General features: G+C 62.5%; 14 protein-coding genes. 5 read left to right on the plus strand and 9 right to left on the minus strand.

The window, feature by feature from the left end:
* Positions 1-101 precede the first annotated feature (101 nt).
* The 3 genes from ptrA to recD are packed head-to-tail and all read left to right on the plus strand — an operon-like array spanning position 102 to position 8,361.
* Positions 102-2,987 carry a pitrilysin gene (gene ptrA, locus KB890_RS18990; RefSeq protein ID WP_022631423.1) on the plus strand — a complete coding sequence of 962 codons (2,886 nt, stop codon included), beginning with the start codon at positions 102-104 and terminating at the stop codon, positions 2,985-2,987.
* A complete protein-coding gene (gene recB / locus KB890_RS18995; protein WP_004181180.1) occupies positions 2,984-6,520 on the plus strand; it encodes an exodeoxyribonuclease V subunit beta in 3,537 nt (1,178 codons plus the stop codon). Before ptrA ends, recB begins: the two co-directional genes overlap by 4 nt.
* Positions 6,517-8,361 carry an exodeoxyribonuclease V subunit alpha gene (recD, locus tag KB890_RS19000; RefSeq protein WP_004181177.1) on the plus strand — a complete coding sequence of 615 codons (1,845 nt, stop codon included), beginning with the start codon at positions 6,517-6,519 and terminating at the stop codon, positions 8,359-8,361. The genes recB and recD overlap by 4 nt, the downstream gene beginning before the upstream one ends.
* Before the next feature lie 57 nt (positions 8,362-8,418).
* Here recD and KB890_RS19005 read toward each other — a convergent pair whose 3' ends face one another.
* Positions 8,419-8,739 (minus strand): hypothetical protein, encoded by a 321-nt coding sequence (locus KB890_RS19005; RefSeq protein WP_002915873.1) that lies wholly within the window; start codon positions 8,737-8,739, stop codon positions 8,419-8,421.
* Positions 8,740-8,968: 229 nt separating this feature from the next.
* A complete protein-coding gene (argA, locus tag KB890_RS19010) occupies positions 8,969-10,300 on the minus strand; it encodes an amino-acid N-acetyltransferase (protein WP_004149616.1) in 1,332 nt (443 codons plus the stop codon).
* A 227-nt stretch (positions 10,301-10,527) separates the two neighbouring features.
* On the opposite strand from argA, the gene amiC reads away from it, so the two are divergent.
* Together amiC and cobD are read left to right on the plus strand one after the other, a co-directional pair.
* Positions 10,528-11,781: an N-acetylmuramoyl-L-alanine amidase AmiC gene (amiC, locus tag KB890_RS19015; protein ID WP_004174538.1), complete on the plus strand. Its 1,254-nt coding sequence runs from the start codon at positions 10,528-10,530 to the stop codon at positions 11,779-11,781.
* A gap of 17 nt (positions 11,782-11,798) precedes the next feature.
* Positions 11,799-12,875, plus strand: coding sequence for a threonine-phosphate decarboxylase CobD (cobD, locus tag KB890_RS19020; protein ID WP_004143954.1), 1,077 nt, complete (start codon positions 11,799-11,801; stop codon positions 12,873-12,875).
* A gap of 3 nt (positions 12,876-12,878) precedes the next feature.
* On the opposite strand, the gene KB890_RS19025 is transcribed toward cobD, so the two are convergent.
* From KB890_RS19025 to pduQ, 7 genes are all read right to left on the minus strand, one after another.
* Positions 12,879-13,745 carry a GHMP family kinase ATP-binding protein gene (locus KB890_RS19025; protein ID WP_004193729.1) on the minus strand — a complete coding sequence of 289 codons (867 nt, stop codon included), beginning with the start codon at positions 13,743-13,745 and terminating at the stop codon, positions 12,879-12,881.
* A 91-nt stretch (positions 13,746-13,836) separates the two neighbouring features.
* The gene (locus KB890_RS19030; protein WP_004181173.1) at positions 13,837-15,051 is read right to left on the minus strand and encodes an acetate/propionate family kinase; all 1,215 of its coding nucleotides are present in this window, start codon (positions 15,049-15,051) and stop codon (positions 13,837-13,839) included.
* Complete coding sequence (pduV, locus tag KB890_RS19035) at positions 15,048-15,488, minus strand: propanediol utilization protein PduV (protein ID WP_004181172.1); 441 nt, start codon at positions 15,486-15,488, stop codon at positions 15,048-15,050. Before pduV ends, KB890_RS19030 begins: the two co-directional genes overlap by 4 nt.
* Positions 15,489-15,492: 4 nt before the next feature.
* A complete protein-coding gene (gene pduU, locus KB890_RS19040) occupies positions 15,493-15,843 on the minus strand; it encodes a propanediol utilization microcompartment protein PduU (protein WP_002915850.1) in 351 nt (116 codons plus the stop codon).
* Entirely contained in the window at positions 15,843-16,397 is a 555-nt protein-coding gene (pduT, locus tag KB890_RS19045; RefSeq protein WP_004181171.1) for a propanediol utilization microcompartment protein PduT, read from the minus strand. Before pduT ends, pduU begins: the two co-directional genes overlap by 1 nt.
* A 2-nt stretch (positions 16,398-16,399) precedes the next feature.
* Complete coding sequence (locus KB890_RS19050; protein ID WP_004181170.1) at positions 16,400-17,752, minus strand: 4Fe-4S dicluster domain-containing protein; 1,353 nt, start codon at positions 17,750-17,752, stop codon at positions 16,400-16,402.
* Positions 17,749-18,861 carry a 1-propanol dehydrogenase PduQ gene (gene pduQ / locus KB890_RS19055; protein ID WP_004174554.1) on the minus strand — a complete coding sequence of 371 codons (1,113 nt, stop codon included), beginning with the start codon at positions 18,859-18,861 and terminating at the stop codon, positions 17,749-17,751. Before pduQ ends, KB890_RS19050 begins: the two co-directional genes overlap by 4 nt.
* Between the last annotated feature and the right edge of the window lie 4 nt (positions 18,862-18,865).

The raw sequence follows: 18,865 nt of genomic DNA on the forward strand, positions 1-18,865 counted from the left end.
CTGAATGGCGGTTCATTTAATATGCGCAACGTATCACGGACTGATGGACATAAAAGGCTGCACGCTGTGCAGCGCAAGTTTGTTAATGATGAGGTTCGTGAATGCCCCGCAGTTTATGGTTCAAGGTTTTTGTAGTGCTGGCCGCCCTCTGGGCGCCGTTTAGTCAGGCCGACACCGGATGGCAGCCGATTCAGGAGACGATCCGCAAAAGCGAAAAAGATACGCGTCAGTATCAGGCGATCCGCCTTGATAACGACATGGTCGTGCTGCTGGTTTCCGATCCGCAGGCGGTGAAATCGCTGTCGGCGCTGGTGGTGCCGGTGGGATCCCTGCAGGATCCGGCAGATCATCAGGGGCTGGCGCATTTTCTGGAACATATGACGCTGATGGGGTCGCAAAAATATCCCCAGCCTGACAGCCTTGCAGAGTTTCTTAAGCTGCACGGCGGCAGCCATAACGCCAGTACCGCGCCCTACCGCACCGCGTTTTATCTTGAAGTGGAAAATGATGCGCTGGACGGGGCCGTAGATCGCCTGGCCGACGCCATCGCCGCGCCGCTGCTGGATAAAAAATATGCCGACCGCGAACGTAACGCGGTCAACGCCGAGCTGACGATGGCTCGGACGCGAGACGGGATGCGCATGGCCCAGGTCAGCGCGGAGACCATCAACCCGGCTCACCCGGCGGCCCACTTCTCGGGTGGCAACCTCGAGACGCTCAGCGATAAGCCCGGCAGCCCGGTGCTTGATGCGCTGCACACCTTCCGCGATAGCTGGTACTCCGCCAATCTGATGAAAGCGGTGATCTACAGCAACAAGCCGTTGCCGGCGCTGGCGCGCATGGCTGCGGACACCTTTGGCCGCGTGCCGAATCGTCAGATCAGCAGGCCGGAAATTACCGTCCCGGTGGTCACGGATGCGCAAAAAGGCATCATTATTCACTATGTGCCGGCGATGCCGCGTAAAGTGCTGCGCGTCGAGTTTCGCATCGACAACAACAGCGATCGCTTCCGCAGCAAAACCGATGAGCTGGTCACCTATCTTATCGGCAACCGCAGCCCGGGCACGCTCTCTGACTGGTTGCAAAAACAGGGTCTGGCGGAAGGTATCCGCGCCGATTCCGATCCGGTGGTAAACGGCAACAGCGGCGTACTGGCGATCTCAGCCACCCTCACCGACAAAGGCCTGGCGCACCGCGATGAAGTGACGGCGGCCATTTTCAGCTACCTCGACCTCCTGCGTACTCAGGGCATCGATAAACGGTACTTCGACGAACTGGCGCATGTACTGGCGCTGGATTTCCGCTATCCGTCGATCAACCGCGACATGGACTACGTGGAATGGCTGGCGGACACCATGATCCGAGTGCCGGTCGAACATGCGCTGGACGTGGTGAATATTGCCGACCAGTACGACCCGCAGGCGATCAAAGACCGGCTGGCGATGATGACCCCGCAGAACGCCCGCATCTGGTATATCAGCCCCCAGGAGCCGCATAACAAGACGGCCTACTTTGTCGATGCGCCGTATCAGGTGGATAAGATTAGCGAGCAGACGTTCGCTGACTGGCAGCACAAATCGCAGGCCATCCAGCTGCAGCTGCCGGCGCTCAACCCCTATATTCCGGATGACTTCACCCTTATCAAAAGCGATAAAGCCTGGCCGCATCCGCAGCTGATCCTTGATGAACCGACGCTGCGGGTGGTGTATGCCCCGAGCCAGTATTTTGCCAGCGAGCCGAAGGCGGACATCTCCCTGGTGCTGCGTAATCCCCAGGCGATGGACAGCGCTCGCCGGCAGGTGATGTTTGCCCTCAACGATTATCTCGCCGGCATCGCCCTCAACCAGCTCAGTAACCAGGCGGCGGTCGGCGGCATTTCGTTCTCTACCGGCGCTAATAACGGATTAATGGTCAATGCCAACGGCTATACCCAGCATCTTCCGGCGCTGTTCAGCGATCTGTTGCAGGGATACTTCAGCTATACGCCGACCGAGGAGCAGCTGGAGCAGGCCAAATCCTGGTATGCGCAGATGATGGATTCCGCCGAGAAAGGCAAAGCCTACGATCAGGCGATTATGCCGATCCAGATGGTCTCGCAGGTGCCGTACTTCCAGCGCGAAGTGCGCCGGGCGCTGCTGCCCTCCATTACCCTTAAAGAGGTGCTCGACTACCGCGCCAACCTGAAAACCAGGGGGCGTCCTGAACTGATGGTGATCGGCAATATGACCGCCGATGCCGCCACGACCCTGGCCCGCCAGATCCAGCAGCAGCTGGGCGCCGACGGCAACGAATGGTGCCGTAATAAAGACGTGGTGGTGAACCGGCAGCAGCTGGCGATCTTCAACAAAGCGGGCAATAGCACCGACTCCGCGCTGGCCGCGGTGTTTGCGCCGCCCAACGTGGATGAGTTCAGCAGCACCGCCGCCAGCACCCTGCTGGGGCAGATCATTCAGCCGTGGTTCTACAACCAGCTGCGTACTGAAGAGCAGCTCGGCTACGCGGTCTTTGCCTTCCCGATGAACGTGGGGCGCCAGTGGGGCATGGGCTTCCTGCTGCAGAGTAGCGATAAGCAGCCGGCCTTCCTCTGGCAGCGGTTCCAGGCCTTCTTCCCCACCGCGGAGGCGAAGCTGCGGGCGATGAAGCCGGAAGAGTTTGCTCAGCTCCAGCAGGCGGTGATAAGCCAGATGCTGCAGGCGCCGCAGACGCTGGGCGATGAAGCCTCGAAACTGAGCAAAGATTTCGATCGCGGTAATATGCGTTTTGATTCACGTGATAAAGTAGTGGCTCAGATTAAACTGCTGACGCCGCAAAAACTTGCCGACTTCTTCCATCAGACGGTGGTGGATCCGCAGGGCATGACGATCTTGTCCCAGATTTCCGGTAGCCAGAATGGCAAAGCGGACTATGCCCAGCCGAAAGGCGGCAAAGTGTGGGAAAACGTCAGCGCATTGCAGCAATCCTTACCCCTGATGCGAGAGAATGAATGACCGACACCGCTGAGTCTTTGGATCCCCTGCGCTTGCCCCTGATCGGCGAGCGCCTGATAGAAGCCTCTGCGGGCACCGGAAAAACCTTTACCATCGCCGCGCTGTATCTGCGGCTGCTGTTGGGGCTGGGCGATGAGGCCGCCTATCCCCGCGCCATCAGCGTTGAAGAACTGCTGGTGGTGACCTTTACCGAGGCGGCGACCGAAGAGCTGCGCGGCCGTATCCGCAGCAACATCCACGAACTGCGCATCGCCTGCCTGCGCGGCGAATCCGACAATCCGCTCTACAGCGCGTTGTTGGCGGAGATCGCCGATAAAGATGACGCTGCGAAGACGCTGCTGCTGGCTGAACGGCAGATGGACGAGGCGGCGGTATTCACCATCCACGGCTTTTGCCAACGGATGCTGAGCCTTAACGCCTTCGAGTCGGGCATGCTGTTCGAGCAACAGCTGATCGAGGATGAATCCCGCCTGCGCTATCAGGCCTGCGCCGATTTCTGGCGCCGCCACTGCTATCCCCTGACCCGCGATATCGCGGCGGTGATCCACGACGTCTGGAAAGGGCCGCGCGATCTGCTGAAGTCCCTTGACCGCTGGCTGCAGGGCGAAGCGCCGCAGCTTAAGTCGCCGCCAGCCCCTAACGAGACGCTGGCCGAACGCCATCAGCAGATCATCGCCCGCATTGACTCGCTCAAGCAGCAGTGGCGTGAGCAGGTGGGCGAGATCGAAGGCGTGCTGGAAAATTCCGGCCTTGACCGGCGGAAGTTTAATCGCGGCAACCAGGGCAAGTGGATGGAGAAAGTGAACGCCTGGGCGCAGGAAGAGACGTTAAGCTACCAACTGCCCGACGCGCTGGAGAAATTTGCCCAGTCGTTTCTGCTCGAGCGCACCAAAGCCGGTGGCGAACCGCCGGTGCATCCCCTGTTTAGCGCCGTAGAGTCGTTGCTGGCCTCCTCGCTGACGCTCACCGATCTGGTGCTGGCGAGAGCGATGGTCGAGATCCGCGATGCGGTCGCCCGCGAAAAGCGCCGCCGCGGCGAGCTGGGGTTTGACGATATGCTCAGCCGGCTTGACGAGGCGCTGCGCGGCGACAGCGGCGAGACGCTGGCCAGCGCCATTCGCCAGCGTTTTCCGGTGGCGATGATCGATGAATTTCAGGACACCGACCCTCAGCAGTACCGGATTTTTCGCCGCATCTGGCGCCGGCAGCCGGAGACGGCTCTGCTGCTCATCGGCGATCCCAAGCAGGCCATCTACGCCTTTCGCGGCGCCGATATCTTTACCTATATGAAAGCGCGCGGCGACGTTGCCGCGCACTACACCCTCGATACCAACTGGCGCTCCTCGCCGGGCATGGTGGGCAGCGTCAATCGGCTGTTCAGCCTCAGCGATAACCCCTTCATGTTCCACGAGATCCCGTTCCTGCCGGTGAAGGCGGCGGCGAAGAACAAGGGGCTGCGCTTTACCGTTGACGCGGCGGACGTACCGGCGATGAACGTCTGGCTGATGCCCGGCGACACTGTCGGGTCTGGCGATTATCAGACCTTTATGGCGCAGCTCTGCGCCACGCAGATCCGCGACTGGCTGAGCGCCGGTCAGCAGGGGCGCGCGCTGCTGTGGCGCGGGGAAACCTCGCGCCCGGTACAGGCTTCGGATATTACCGTGCTGGTGCGCAACCGGCTGGAGGCAGCGCAGGTACGTGAAGCGCTGCAGACGCTGGGCATTCCCTCAGTCTACCTCTCCAACCGCGACAGCGTTTTTGAGACGCTGGAGGCCCAGGAGCTGCTCTGGCTGCTGCAGGCGGTGCTGGCCCCGGAGCGGGAAAATACCCTGCGCAGCGCGCTGGCGACGTCGATGTTTGGCCTGACCGCGCTGGATATTGAAAACCTGAACCAGGACGAGCAGGCGTGGGACGCGCTGGTGGAAGAGTTCAGCGAATACCGCCAGATTTGGCGGCAGCGCGGGGTGATGCCGATGCTGCGGGCGTTGATGACAGCCCGGCATATCGCCGAGAACCTGCTGGCGACCCGCGGCGGCGAGCGGCGTTTAACCGACATTCTGCACATCAGCGAACTGCTGCAGGAGGCGGCCAGCCAGCTGGAAAGCGAGCATGCCCTGGTGCGCTGGCTGGCGCAGCATATCGCCGAGCCGGACAGCAACGCCGCCAGCCAGCAGATGCGTCTCGAAAGCGATAAGCACCTGGTGCAAATTGTCACTATTCACAAGTCAAAAGGGCTGGAATACCCCCTGGTCTGGCTGCCGTTTATCGCCCGGTTTCGTAAACAGGACCAGGCGTTTTACCACGATCGCGAGACGTTCGCGGCGGTGCTGGATTTGTGCCAGGATGAGGCCAGCCTCGAGCTGGCGGAGGCGGAACGACTGGCGGAAGATCTGCGCCTGCTGTACGTGGCCCTGACCCGCGCGGTCTGGCACTGCAGCCTCGGCGTGGCGCCGCTCAGCAGCCGGAAATCCGGCAACAGCGATTTCCACCTCAGCGCGCTGGGACGGCTGCTGCAGGCGGGCGAAGCCATGGACGCCGCCGGGCTGGCTGCGCGGCTGGCGGACTTCTGTCATGGCGATATTGCATTACAGATTCCGGGCGAACTGGATCTCACCCCGTGGCAGGCGCCCGCGGCGACCATCCCGCGATTGTCGGCGCGCGAGCTGCAGCGCCGCATCGCCGACGACTGGCGGGTGACCAGTTACTCCGGACTGCAGCAGCATGGTTTCAGCGGCGGGCAGGATTTGCTGCCGCGTCTGGATGTTGATGCCGCCGGCGTCGGCGAAGTCGTGGAAGAGCCGCAGCTGACTCCGCACCAGTTCCCGCGCGGCGCCGCGCCGGGGACCTTCCTGCACAGCCTGTTTGAGGAGCTGGACTTCACCCAGCCGGTGCCGGAAGGGTGGATGGCGGAGAAGCTGCAGCTGAGCGGGTTTGACGCGCAGTGGGCGCCGGTGCTGACCGACTGGCTGGGGGGCGTGCTGAAGACCCGCCTGCCGGGGCCGGATATCGCGCTCAATCAGCTTGCGGCGCGGGATAAACAGGTGGAGATGGCATTTTACCTGCCCATCGCCCAGCTGCTGACGGCGGAGCGCCTTGACGCGCTTATCCGCCAGTACGATCCCCTCTCTGCCGACACGCCGCCGCTGGATTTCCGCCAGGTGCGCGGCATGCTGAAGGGCTTTATCGATCTGGTCTTCCGTCACGAAGGCCGTTATTACCTGCTGGATTACAAATCCAACTGGCTGGGGGAAGATCGCGAGGCCTACACCCGGCCGGCGATGGAGCAGGCGATGCGTGCCCACCGCTACGATCTACAGTATCAGCTGTATAGCCTGGCGCTGCACCGCTATCTGCGCCACCGGCTGGCCGATTATGACTATGACCGCCACTTCGGCGGCGTGATTTATCTTTTCCTGCGCGGCATGGACGGGCAGGAGGGGGGGCAGGGGATCTTCACCACCCGGCCGGTGCGACCGCTGATTGACGGTCTGGATCAGCTTTTTGCCGGAGAAACTCAGGAGGAGGCCTCATGACTTTCGAACAACTACTGCTGGCGGCGGTGGAGCAGCGTCTGCTGCGGCCGCTGGACGTCCAGTTTGCCCTGATGGTGGCGCAAAACGACCCGCCGGCGGTCAAGCTGGCGGCGGCCTTGCTGAGCCGGGATGCCGGCGAGGGGCACGTCTGTCTGCCGCTCTCGCGGTTGAGCGGCGACGAGGCGCTGAGCGGTAAAGCGGGGGAGATCCGCGATCGGCTGCTGGCCGAAGCCGGCGCGCCGGAGGACTGGCCCGCGCTGCTGCTCGCGTCGTCGGCGGTAAGCTGCGGCGATGCCCCGGCGCCGATGATTTTGTGCGGCGACCGGCTCTACCTGAACCGGATGTGGCGCAACGAGCTGACCGTCGCCCGCTTCTTCAATGACGCCAACCGGGTGCTGGAGATGGATGAGGCGCGGCTGGCGGCCACCCTGAATGCGCTGTTTCCCGCCACCGGCGAAACCGACTGGCAAAAAGTGGCCGCGGCAGTGGCGCTGACCCGCCGCATCTCGGTGATCTCCGGCGGTCCCGGGACCGGGAAGACCACCACCGTGGCGAAGCTTCTGGCGGCGCTGATCCAGATTGACGACAGTCCACGCTGTCGTATTCGCCTCGCAGCGCCGACCGGGAAAGCGGCGGCGCGCCTGACCGAATCGCTGGGGGCGGCGCTGAGAAAGCTGCCGCTGACCGACGCGCAGAAAGCGTTAATTCCCACCGAGGCCAGCACGCTGCATCGTCTGCTGGGCGCCCAGCCAGGCAGCCAGCGGATGCGCTATCACGCCGGCAACCCGCTGCATCTGGACGTGCTGGTGGTGGATGAAGCCTCGATGATCGACCTGCCGATGATGTCGCGGCTTATCGACGCGCTGCCGGCCCACGGGCGGGTGATTTTCCTCGGCGATCGCGACCAGCTGGCCTCCGTAGAAGCGGGGGCGGTGCTGGGGGATATCTGCGCCTGGGCGAGTTCGGGCTATACCGCCGCGCGAGCGCAGGAGCTGACCCGGCTGACCGGTTCGCCGGTGCCGGCGGGCGAGGGGGCTATCGCGGGCGCGCTGAGAGACAGTTTGTGCCTGCTGCAAAAGAGCTATCGCTTCGGCAGTCACTCCGGCATCGGGAGCCTGGCGCGGGCGGTGAACGCTGGCGCGCGCGCGGAGGTGAAGGCCACGTTGCGCCAGCCGTTTGACGATATCGCGCTTCATCCCCTCAGCACGACCGAAGAGTACGAAGCCATGCTCGGCGCGGCTCAGCAGGGCTATGAGCGCTACCTGCAGCTGCGCCGCGAGCGGGCCGAACCGCAGGCCATGCTGGCCGCTTTCAGCGAATTCCAGCTGCTGTGCGCGCTGCGCGAGGGGCCGTACGGCGTGAGCGGCGTCAATGAGCGGCTGGAGCAGCGGCTCAACCGCCAGCGGGCGATCGCCCTGCCGCGCCACTCTCGCTGGTATGATGGCCGACCGATCATGATATCGCGCAACGACAGCGCGCTGGGGCTGTTTAACGGCGATATCGGCATCGCCCTGGAGCGCAACGGCGAGCTGCGGGTGTGGTTCCTGATGCCCGACGGCGCCATCAAGTCGGTGCAGCCGAGCCGTCTGCCGGAGCATGATACCGCCTGGGCGATGACCGTGCATAAATCGCAGGGCTCGGAGTTCGAACACGCGGCGCTGATCCTGCCGGCGCGCAGCGTCCCGCTGGTGACCCGCGAACTGGTCTACACGGCGATCACCCGCGCGAAACGGCGGTTGTCGCTCTATGCCGACGAGCAGGTGCTCTCCCAGGCCATTGTGACGCGCACCGAACGGCGCAGCGGCCTGGCGGAGATTTTCGCCGGGCGCGAAACCCCCTGAGACGCCGGGTCCGGGCGATGGACAATGCTGCAGCCGTCGCCCGGGCTGGCGGAAAAATCAGTAACTAAAGAACAGAGGGATAAGCCAGAGCGCCGAGATCGAGTTCATCGCGAAAAAGCGGACTGCTGCGCCGCCGGCCAGCGGTGGGGTGGAACAGCGGGCACAAAAAATCACCAGCGAGGAGATGAGAAGATTCATGCCGGACGTCAGGGCCAGCAGAAATAATATCGCGATGGCGGCGCCGAGCGCGGCATAGCCATGCTGATGATGGCGCTGGTTATCCCAGAGGAGCAGTATCATCAGCAACCACGGATAGAGGGCGACCGCGGTGGTGATGAGATTAATATGTCTGACCAGCCAGTTCGGTTTGGTTTCCATTCTTTAAGCGATCCTTACAGGGCGGGTGGCGGCCGCGGCGCCAGTCGACGTCCTGTCGACAGCCAGTAGCATATCGGTGAGCCAGCGAGAAAGAAATGGCCTGCGCGGAAACCAGGAATTTCGCCCGCGTGCGTACGCCAGGCTGGCGGGAAGAGGGGCGGGAGACCGGCCGGGGATAAAGCGATAAGCGTCGCGCTATCCCGGGCCGTTAGATAGAGAGGAGAAGGGCTTAAGCGAGGTCGGCCATCAGCACCTTCGACCGACGCTGATAGTTATACATCTGCTTTTTACTCTCCGGCAGCAGGTCGATATCCACCGGCGTGAAGCCGCGCTCCTGGAACCAGTGGATGCTGCGGGTGGTTAACACGAACAGTTTGCTCAGTCCCATCTGCCTGGCCTGAGCGGCAATACGCTCCAGCAGCACCTCTCCCCGCGACGAGCTCCGGTAATCCGGATGCACCGCCACGCAGGCCATTTCGCCGATCTTCTCTTCCGGGAAAGGATAGAGGGCGGCGCAGGCGATGGTGGTGTTATCGCGCTGAATAATGGTGAATTTATCGATCTCCATCTCCAGCTGTTCGCGGGAACGGCGTACCAGAATGCCCTGCTGCTCGAGCGGGCTTATCAGCTCAAGAATACCGCCGATATCATTGATGGTCGCCCGACGGATCTGCTCCGCGCTCTCCATGACGATCTGGGTGCCGATGCCGTCGCGTGAAAACAGCTCCTGCAGCAGCGCGCCATTTTCCTGATAGCTGATCAGGTGGCAGCGCCGTACGCCGCTGCGGCAGGCCTTCACCGCCCCGCGCAGGAAGCGCACGGTGCCGGAGTTATAGTCTTCGTCTGCTTCCAGCTCTTCGACGCGGGCCTGCGCCTCATTAGGGAACAGTTCGGAGACAATTTCCCCGGCCTGGTTGTAAACCCCTTGCGACGAACAGAAGCCGATCATTTTCTCCGCCTTCAGCTTGATGGCCAGCTGGGTAGCGATCTCTTCCGAAGTCAGGTTAAAGCTCTCGCCGGTGACCGACACCGCGACCGGCCCCATCAGGACAATGGCGCCGCTGTCGAGCTGACGATGAATCGCCTCTTCGTCAATGCGGCGAATGCGTCCGCTGTGGCAATAATCGACGCCGTCATCGACGCCCAGCGGCTGGGCAATGATAAAGTTGCCGCTGACAACGTTGATATGGGCCCCCTGCAGCGGGGTGTTGTTGAGGCTCATCGACAGACGGGCGGTGATCTCCAGCTGCAGCATCCCCGCCGCCTGCTTAACCAGCTCCAGCGTTTTGGCGTCAGTCACTCGCGTCTGCTTGTGATAGACCGGCTCGTGATGGTGCTCGGCGAGGTTAGCGTCAATCTGCGGGCGGGCGCCATAGACCACCACCAGGCGAATGCCCAGGCTATGCAATAATCCTATGTCATTGACAATATTTGAGAAATTTTCATGCTCAATGGCTTCGCCGCCCAGCATGATGACAAACGTTTTTCCCCGATGGGCATTAATATAGGGAACAGAATGGCGGAATCCTTCTACCAGTTCAGTGCGACGTTCCTTCACCATGACAAACCCTCAATGCATGATTATTCGTAATTATTGTATTTTTATTCTGTTTTGCCGTTAAACGCAAGCCCCAATTTGAGGCTAAGCCGCGAAAAACATGTGACCCGGCGCAGGGTGTCAATGAATGTTTACCCTTTTATAGATGACAGGTTATATGCCTTTCGTTAAAGTTTCTGGTCAATCTGTTTGTTTTGGGTATAAATGCGTTTTTATTGCTTGGGAGTGGCATGTCGGGAAACAACTCTGGATTAAGCCGTCGCCGTTTATTGCAGGGGGCGGGCGCCATGTGGTTAATGAGCGTGAGCCCTGTTGGGCTGGCCGCCGCCGCGCGGGTGGTCGCTGTTCGCGTCTGGCCAGCATCGACCTACACCCGCGTCACGGTGGAATCGAATCATGTGCTGAAATACCGGCAGTTTGCCCTCAGTAATCCGGAACGGGTAGTGGTCGATCTGGAGGGGGTTAACCTGAACTCGGTACTGAAGGGCATGGGGGGGCAGATCCGCGCTGACGATCCCTTTATTAAGTCCGCCCGGGTGGGCCAGTTTGATCCGCAAACCGTGCGCATGGTCTTCGAACTCAAGCAGAACGTTAAGCCGCAGCTGTTTGCCCTCGCGCCGGTGGCCGGCTTTAAAGAGCGTCTGGTGATGGATCTCTACCCCGCCAACGCTACCGATGTTCAGGATCCGCTGCTGGCGCTGCTCGAGGATTACAACAAAGGCGATCTGGAGCGGCAGGTGCCGCCGGCGCAAAGCGGGCCGCAGCCGGGCAAAGCCGGGCGCGACCGGCCGATTGTCATCATGCTCGATCCCGGGCACGGCGGCGAAGACTCCGGTGCCGTGGGGAAGTATCGCACCCGCGAGAAAGATGTGGTGCTACAGATCGCCCGTCGCCTGCGGGCGCTGATCGACAAAGAAGGCAATATGAAGGCCTATATGACCCGCAACGAAGACGTGTTTATCCCGTTGAAAGTGCGTGTCGCCAAGGCGCAGAAGCAGCGCGCCGACCTGTTCGTGTCGATTCACGCCGACGCCTTTACCAGCCGCCAGCCCAGCGGCTCTTCGGTGTTTGCCCTCTCCACCAAGGGGGCCACCAGTACCGCGGCAAAATATCTCGCCCAGACGCAGAACGCCTCGGATCTGATCGGTGGGGTCAGCAAGAGCGGCGACCGCTATGTCGACCACACCATGTTCGATATGGTGCAGTCCCTCACCATCGCCGACAGCCTCAAATTCGGCAAGGCGGTGCTGGAGAAAATGGGCAATATCAATAATTTGCACAAGAATCGGGTAGAGCAGGCGGGCTTTGCGGTACTGAAGGCGCCTGATATCCCCTCCATTCTGGTGGAGACGGCGTTTATCAGTAACGTGGAAGAAGAGCGGAAACTGAAAACGGCCAAATTCCAGCAGGAGGTGGCCGAGTCGATCCTCGCCGGGATTAAAGCCTACTTCGCCGACGGCGCGACGCTGGCCCGCCGCGGATAACCACACAGGAAAGGGACATGGCCTTACTGAAAAGCGCCCATGGCGGCAATATCCGCGAGGCCGCCGCCCTGCTGGGCATAGCCCCCGGCGAGCTGCTGGATTTTAGCGCCAACATCAATCCGCTGGGGATGCCTGCCTCGCTCAGGCAGGCGATCGTTGACAACCCAGGCTGCGCCGAACGCTACCCTGACGTCGAGTATCAACAGCTGCATCAGGCGCTGGCTGCCCACCATCAGCTGCCGGCGGCGCATATCCTCGCCGGCAACGGCGAAACTGAATCGATCTTCACCCTCGTCCACGGCCTTAAGCCGCGGCGGGCGATGATCGTCATTCCCGGTTTTGCGGAGTACCGGCGGGCGCTGCAGACGGTGGACTGCGAGGTGGTGGAGTATGCCCTGCGGGAGCGCGATGGCTGGCAGCTGACCGACGCGATCCTCGATGCCCTGACTCCGGCGCTGGACTGCCTGTTTCTCTGTACCCCGAACAACCCCACCGGCCTGCTGCCGGAGCGGGGCCTGCTGGAAGCCATTGCGCAGCGCTGCCGGGCGCTGAACATCAGCCTGATCCTCGATGAGGCCTTCCTCGACTTTATCCCCGACCAGCCGGGGTTTATTCCTCTGCTGGCGCAGCATCCGCACGTCTGGGTTTTGCGATCGCTGACCAAATTTTATGCCATTCCGGGGCTGCGTCTCGGCTACCTGCTGAACGCTGATGCCCAGGCGGTGGCCCGACTGCGCGCGCGACAAATGCCGTGGTCCATCAACGCCTATGCCGCCCTGGCCGGGGAAATTATTCTCCAGGATCGGGCGTATCAGCGGGCCACCTGGCAGTGGCTGCAGGAGGAGGGAGCGCGTTTCTATGCGCAGCTGCAGGAGATGGCCGGGCTGACCGTGTGGCCCGGGCGTGCTAACTACCTGTTCTTGCGCTGCGACAGAGCCGATTTTGACCTGCAATATGCCCTGCTGCGCCAGCATGTGCTGATCCGCAGCTGCGCCAACTACCCGGGGCTGGATAGCCGCTATTTCCGGGTGGCGATCCGCAGCGCCGAGGAAAACGACCAGCTGCTGGCGGCGTTGCGCCGGGTGCTGGCCTGAGGCCTACTGCAGGATGACGCCCCCGGGTACCATTGCCAACAGATGCTGCTGCGGCCAGTGGGCGGCGATGTCGCTGTCTGCCAGCCGCCATTGCAGAAATTCGACGTCATGCCGACGGCGGTCCAGTAGCAGGCCGACGACGCTGCCGCTGTGCGCCACGTTGAGACCATAGAGCCCTGCGCTTTCCACCAGGTCCAGCAGCGCGTCAAACCCCGGCTTAGGCAACAGCTGCTGGCTGGCAATGGCGCTGATGGTCGCTGCTTCGCCCAGCAGCTGCGGGTTGCCGCAGTGGCAGGCCTGCTGTACTTTCTCCCACGCCAGCTGCAGCCGGGAGGCGTTTGCCAACAGGCCCGGCTCGCGCGGCAACTGGTGATAGTCGGTGGTGCGCAGCGTCAGCGGGCTCTCCAGCACTAACAGGTCGAGCGCCGGCGGAGGGGGACAGGCGATTTGCGTGGCGGCGGTATTATGGTCGAACAGCGTCAGCTGGCGAAACAGGGTGCTGTCGGTAGGCTCCAGCGCGACGCACAGGCGCGCCAGCGTCGGCTCATCCAGTAGATGGCCCAGATGATGGGCGGTGGCGACGGCGGTGGCAGCGATATCGGCGGTGCTGCTGGCCATCCCTTTGGCCACCGGGATCGTTGAGTGCAGGGTGATGCGGATCTGCTGGCTCAGCGCTGGGGGGTAGCCCCAGTGGGCCAGCAGCTGGTCGACCATCGCCCGCGACAGCGGCCGCTCGTCTTTTCGCGGTACCCCGGTCTCGACCTCGACGGTGCTGTACCAGTCCACCGGACAGGAGACCAGCTTTTCGCTGCCGAGGATCCAGCCCTGGATAAGTTCTCCGCACGAGGCGGGACATTGTGCAACAGCCACGTTTTCACCTTTCCGCTTACCTTCGCCAGGGCGCATAGTGGCATGGCGACCCGCCGGTTACCATGATTCTCCGCAAGAGGAGGCGCGTCGTTTATGCCGACACCGCCAGCTCGCGCGCCTGCGGCAATGCAAGACGCATGACGTCGCGGGCAATCATTAGCTCTTCATTGGTGTTGATCACCGCCACTTTGACCAGCGCATTATCCGCCTGAATAAAGGTCGCGCTCCGCTGGTTTTTCTCGTCGTCCAGCGCGAGGCCGAGAAAATGCAAATTGCGGCAGATCGTCGCCCGCGCCCGGGCGGAATTCTCGCCTATGCCGCCGGTAAAGATCAGCGTGTCCAGACCTCCCATCTGCATGATATAGCTGCCGATAGTCGCGCGAATGCGTTCGGCAAACAGCGACAGCGCCAGAGCCGCCCGTTCGTTGCCGGCGTCAGCTGCCTGTTCGACGTCGCGGTAATCAGATGACACACCGGAGACGCCAAGCAGCCCGGATTCATTATTCAGCAACTGGCTGAGCTGCTGGGCGGATTTCCCTTCTTTCTCCACCAGCCAGGGAAGAATCGACGGGTCGATATCGCCGCTGCGGGTGCCCATCATCACCCCGGACTGCGGGGTAAAGCCCATTGAGGTATTCACCGATTGCCCGCCTTTGATGGCGCAGACGCTACAGCCATTGCCCAGATGGCAGCTTACTACCCGCAGGGCGCTCAGCGGTACGCCCAGCTTTTCCGCCAGCGCGCTGCTGACATAGTGATGGCTGGTACCGTGAAAACCGTAGCGGCGAATGCCCAGCTCGGCGTAATAGCGCCAGGGGAGGGGATAGAGCCAGGCCTCCGGCGCCAGGGTCTGGTGAAAGGCGGTATCAAAAACCGCCACCGCCGGTACCGCGGGTAACAGCTGGCGAAAGAGACGTATGCCCAGCGCATTGACCGGGTTATGCAACGGCGCCAGCTCCGCCAGGCGCTCGATCTCCCGCAGGGTATCGTCGCAGACCAGCGCGGCGTCTTTGAAGCGTTCGCCGCCGTGGGCGACGCGGTGGCCAACGCCGTCGATCTCCTGCAGGCTGCTCAGGATCCCGCGGCCGGTCAGCGCCTCCAGCAGCAGGGTCACTGCCTCATGGTGATCGGCGATGGGCAGCGTCTCCTGCCATTTCTGTGCCGACGTTTTCAGCGTGAAGCGGGCCTCGGGCAGGCCGATACGTTCGATCAACCCCTGACAGAGCAACGCCCCCTGCGGCATGTTAAGCAGCTGAAACTTCAGGGAGGAGCTGCCGGCGTTAATCGCCATGATTTTATAGGTCATTGATATTCCTCTGCATTCAGGCAGGCGAACAGGTCATCAAGCCCGTCGCCGGTTAACGCGCTGGTGATAAAGATATGTCCGGCGCCCGCCGCCTCGAGCCATGTCCTGACCTGTTGCAGACGGGACGGGGCGGCCAAATCGGCTTTAGTGATCACCCCGATGACCGGGCGGTTCATCGGAGCGGTAAACCCCGGAGAAAAAGGTGACCAGGGCGCATCGGCATTTAGTACCAGCGCGATGACATCGGCCTCGCAGGCGCTGGTGAGCAGTGCACTGTACAGGCAGCGGTTTTCCAGATATTCCCCGGGGGTGTCGATCGCGGCCGGCGTCCAGACGATGGCCTGGGTTTTCTGATAGCGCAGGGTTTCGCCACGCAATACCTGGGTCAACGAGGTTTTGCCGCACTGGCTGGGTCCGATAAGCATCAGGCGTTTCATGGGCTCAGGTCCGGGTAATTGGGCAGGCGGTGAAGCGCATCAGCTCACCGAGGGTGCGGGTGACCTGCCTGAGCGCGTACTCCACGGCGGAGACATCGCCGGTCAACACCACCGCGCCGGTGAAGCGATCGAGAAAACCGATCTCCACCGCGCCGGACTTGGTAGCGATGTCGCAGGCGATAATCGATGCTTCACTGGGGGTAATGGTAAGAATGCCGATGGCGGAGACCGCGTCCGGCAGACCCAGCTTTTTGAACAGATCTTTGCCAGGATTGGCAATGAGATGCGCCAGAGTGACCTGTTTGCCCGGGACATACTCCTGGATCATGCGTTCGGTAGGGGTTTGCGGTTCCATTATCCCTCCATCAGCTGTTGCCACAGCGCATCGTGCGGTCGCGGGATCACTGCCCGGTGAACCAGTAATCCTTTCTCGCCTGCGCTGTCGCTGGCCACCGTGACGGCGTTGTCGACATCGGCGATATCACCCGCCACCACCATGTAGCATTTGCCGCCGATACCAAACGCCATATGGACCCGCACCAGGGTGACGTTGGCCGCTTTCACCGCGTGGTCGGCGGCGCTGATGCACGCCGCCACGCTCCAGGTTTCGACGATCCCCGCCGCCTGCCGCTGCCCGACCACGTTGAGACCGCTGATCGCCGGTAGTACGCTGGGGTGAATGTTGGCCAGCACCAGGCTGTCCACCAGCATCTCCCCAGCGCGCGCGGTGCCGGCGGCGATTGCCTGCTGCACGGCGCCGACGTCGCCGCCGAGCATCAGCAGGAATTTCCCGGGGCAAAGGGTTCTGCAGAGCAGGAGCTGTACGTTCGCGCTTTTCAGCATGACGTCGCCCAGCTCCATCCCCCTGGCGATGCTGGTCAGTTCTAAAATTCCGATAGCCTGGGTCATGATTAACCTCTTACAAGCGTAATGGCCTGCTCCGTGATGGCGGAGACCAGGCCGTCAATACTGGCGTGCACCGGCGCGCCGAGGGCGTCGGCGGGGATATCCGCCAGTAGCTGGCCGCGCGTTACCCGCTCTCCCGGCGCGACGCAGGGCACGGCGCTGATGCCGATATGCTGGCGCAGGGGCAGGGTGACGCAGGCCACCTCCGGCTCCACCGCCGTCAGCGGCGCTTCCTGATACCAGGGATCAAGTCCCAGTTTGCTGATGAGCCGCTTGACCGGCACCAGGCGGTGCTTCGCCATCTCGTCCGCCGGACGCAGCGGTCCGTCGTAGCGCAGGTTTTTCGCCCTCAGCTCACGTTTCAGCAGACGGTTGATGCGCATGGGGGAAATACCCACCGGGCAGGCGACGCTCTCGCAAACGTTGCACTCCGAACAGGTCAGGGCGCTGAGCAGCAGCGACGGGGTGGCCGCCTGGCGATAGTTCACCGCCCGCACCAGCAGATGAGGGGAAAGCTCATGGCCGATCAGGTGCCGGGGGCATAAATCTGTGCATAAACGGCACTGTTCACAGACGGTGCGGGCGATGGCGAGCAGCGTTCGTTCATCCTGCCGCCGTCGCTGGATCAATGGATGGTTGCCCGGGAGCACCAGCAGGCCGCCGGTGGTTTTGGTGACCGGTGTCTCGAGGGAGGTAATAAGCGAGCCCATCATCGGACCGCCGTTGATAAACCCCGGATCGTCAACCGTCGCGCCGCCGGCCAGATCCAGCACCTCGCGCAGCGATATACCCAGTGGTACGGCCAGCGTCAGCGGACGGGCGACGGCGCCATTGACGGTCAACGTCCGGCGAGTCACCGGATAGCCCTGTTCCACGGCTCTGGCGATATTGAGCACCGTCTGCACGTTATTGACCACCACGCCGACGCTGACCGGCAGCGCGGCAGGTGGTACGCGGCGTCCCGTCGCCAGCCAGATAGTGAGCACCTCATCCCCGGCCGGATAGACGTCAGGCAGAATATGCAGCCGGGCCCATTCCGGGAGTCGTGGGGTTAGTGCCGCAATCGCCGGAGCATATTTCGCCTTCAGGGCAATGATCCCTTCCCGGGCGCCAGTGGCGGTCATCGCGTAACCCAGGCCGCGAATCAGTCGGTCAGCCTGCTGAGCCATCAGCTGTTGGTCAACCTTCAGCATCGGTTCGCATTCGGCGGCGTTCACCAGCACGGTGTCCACCCGGGCCTGCAGTTTGATGTGGGTCGGAAAGCCTGCGCCACCGGCTCCTACGACGCCAGCGGCCCGAACGCGTTCGCGGATCTCCGCTGCATCAATGCTTGATAGTGGCCCTATCGCTTCACTCATTGCAGGTTCTCCAGCAGTTGCGCGATGGCCGCGCCATCGACCGGACGCGGGTTGGTGCGCAGGGTGGCGTCGGCCAGCGCGGCCGGCACCATGGCGGGAATTCGCGATAAGAAAAGGGGATACTTTTCCTGCAGCGCGCCCTTGAGGGTGGGAATGGCGCACTGCTGTTTCAGCGTTTCCACCGCGGTAAGCAGCGCCTGGAAAGCTTCCTGTTCGCCAGCTTCGGGCGGGCAGAAGCGGCAGGCCCTGGCCAGGCGTGCATAGCGCTTAGCCGCTCGCGGCTCGCCGGCATTGAAGCGGATCACCGCGGTCAGCAGCAGCGCATTGGCCAGGCCATGGGGGAGGTGAAACTGGCCGCCAAGCTGATGGGCGATCGCATGATTGAGCCCAAGGCCAGCCTGGCTAAAGGCCATACCGGCGAGGGTTGATGCATTGTGCATTTTGCTGCGGGTCGCAATGCAGTCGCCCTGACGAATCGCAACGGGCAGGGCGCGAAACACCAGCCTGGCGGCCTTTTCCGCCAGCGCATCGGTAAAATCGGTGGCCTGCGGCGAGACCCATGCCTCCAGGGCGTGGGTCAGCGCGTCCAGCCCGGTATGGGCTGTGATGGTGGGCGGTACGCTAACCACCAGCGTCGGGTCGATGATCGCCATGTCGGGACAGAGCGCCTCATGGAACAGCGGGTACTTGATCCCTTTTTCCGGGTCGCTGATGACGCAGGCGCTGGTCACTTCAGAACCGGTACCGCTGGTGGTGGGGATCGCCACGCAGGTGTCGACAGGCAGACCGCCCTGCTGGCTGAACCAGACGATAGCCTTGGCGGCATCCATCGCCGAGCCGCCGCCGAAGCCGATCACCACCTGCGGACGCAGGGCCTGCATCTGCGCTATCCCTTTCGCCACGGTGTGAATGGTCGGATCCGGTGTAATATCGCTGAACACGCTGACGCGGTTGCTGGCGGGCAGCGCGGCGCGCAGTCGGTCAAGCAGCGGCGAGCGCGCCAGGAAGCCGTCGCAGACGATCCAGATGTGCTGATGGCTAAAGCGCTGCAGCGCGGCCAGGCTGCCCGGGCCGCTGTAGAGGCGCGTTTGCAGAGAAAAGGTATGCATGGCG

The sequence above is a fragment of the Klebsiella sp. P1954 genome (assembly GCF_018199955.1).
Taxonomy (GTDB): Bacteria; Pseudomonadota; Gammaproteobacteria; order Enterobacterales; family Enterobacteriaceae; genus Klebsiella; species Klebsiella pneumoniae.

Excerpts from the sequence above, each read along its gene's own strand:
- ptrA (WP_022631423.1), top strand. The coding sequence starts at position 102 with ATGCCCCGCAGTTTATGGTTCAAGGTTTTTGTAGTGCTGGCCGCCCTC.
- recB (WP_004181180.1), top strand. The coding sequence starts at position 2,984 with ATGACCGACACCGCTGAGTCTTTGGATCCCCTGCGCTTGCCCCTGATC.
- recD (WP_004181177.1), top strand. The coding sequence starts at position 6,517 with ATGACTTTCGAACAACTACTGCTGGCGGCGGTGGAGCAGCGTCTGCTG.
- KB890_RS19005 (WP_002915873.1), bottom strand. The coding sequence starts at position 8,739 with ATGGAAACCAAACCGAACTGGCTGGTCAGACATATTAATCTCATCACC.
- argA (WP_004149616.1), bottom strand. The coding sequence starts at position 10,300 with ATGGTGAAGGAACGTCGCACTGAACTGGTAGAAGGATTCCGCCATTCT.
- amiC (WP_004174538.1), top strand. The coding sequence starts at position 10,528 with ATGTCGGGAAACAACTCTGGATTAAGCCGTCGCCGTTTATTGCAGGGG.
- cobD (WP_004143954.1), top strand. The coding sequence starts at position 11,799 with ATGGCCTTACTGAAAAGCGCCCATGGCGGCAATATCCGCGAGGCCGCC.
- KB890_RS19030 (WP_004181173.1), bottom strand. The coding sequence starts at position 15,051 with ATGACCTATAAAATCATGGCGATTAACGCCGGCAGCTCCTCCCTGAAG.
- pduV (WP_004181172.1), bottom strand. The coding sequence starts at position 15,488 with ATGAAACGCCTGATGCTTATCGGACCCAGCCAGTGCGGCAAAACCTCG.
- pduU (WP_002915850.1), bottom strand. The coding sequence starts at position 15,843 with ATGGAACCGCAAACCCCTACCGAACGCATGATCCAGGAGTATGTCCCG.
- pduT (WP_004181171.1), bottom strand. The coding sequence starts at position 16,397 with ATGACCCAGGCTATCGGAATTTTAGAACTGACCAGCATCGCCAGGGGG.
- KB890_RS19050 (WP_004181170.1), bottom strand. The coding sequence starts at position 17,752 with ATGAGTGAAGCGATAGGGCCACTATCAAGCATTGATGCAGCGGAGATC.
- pduQ (WP_004174554.1), bottom strand. The coding sequence starts at position 18,861 with ATGCATACCTTTTCTCTGCAAACGCGCCTCTACAGCGGCCCGGGCAGC.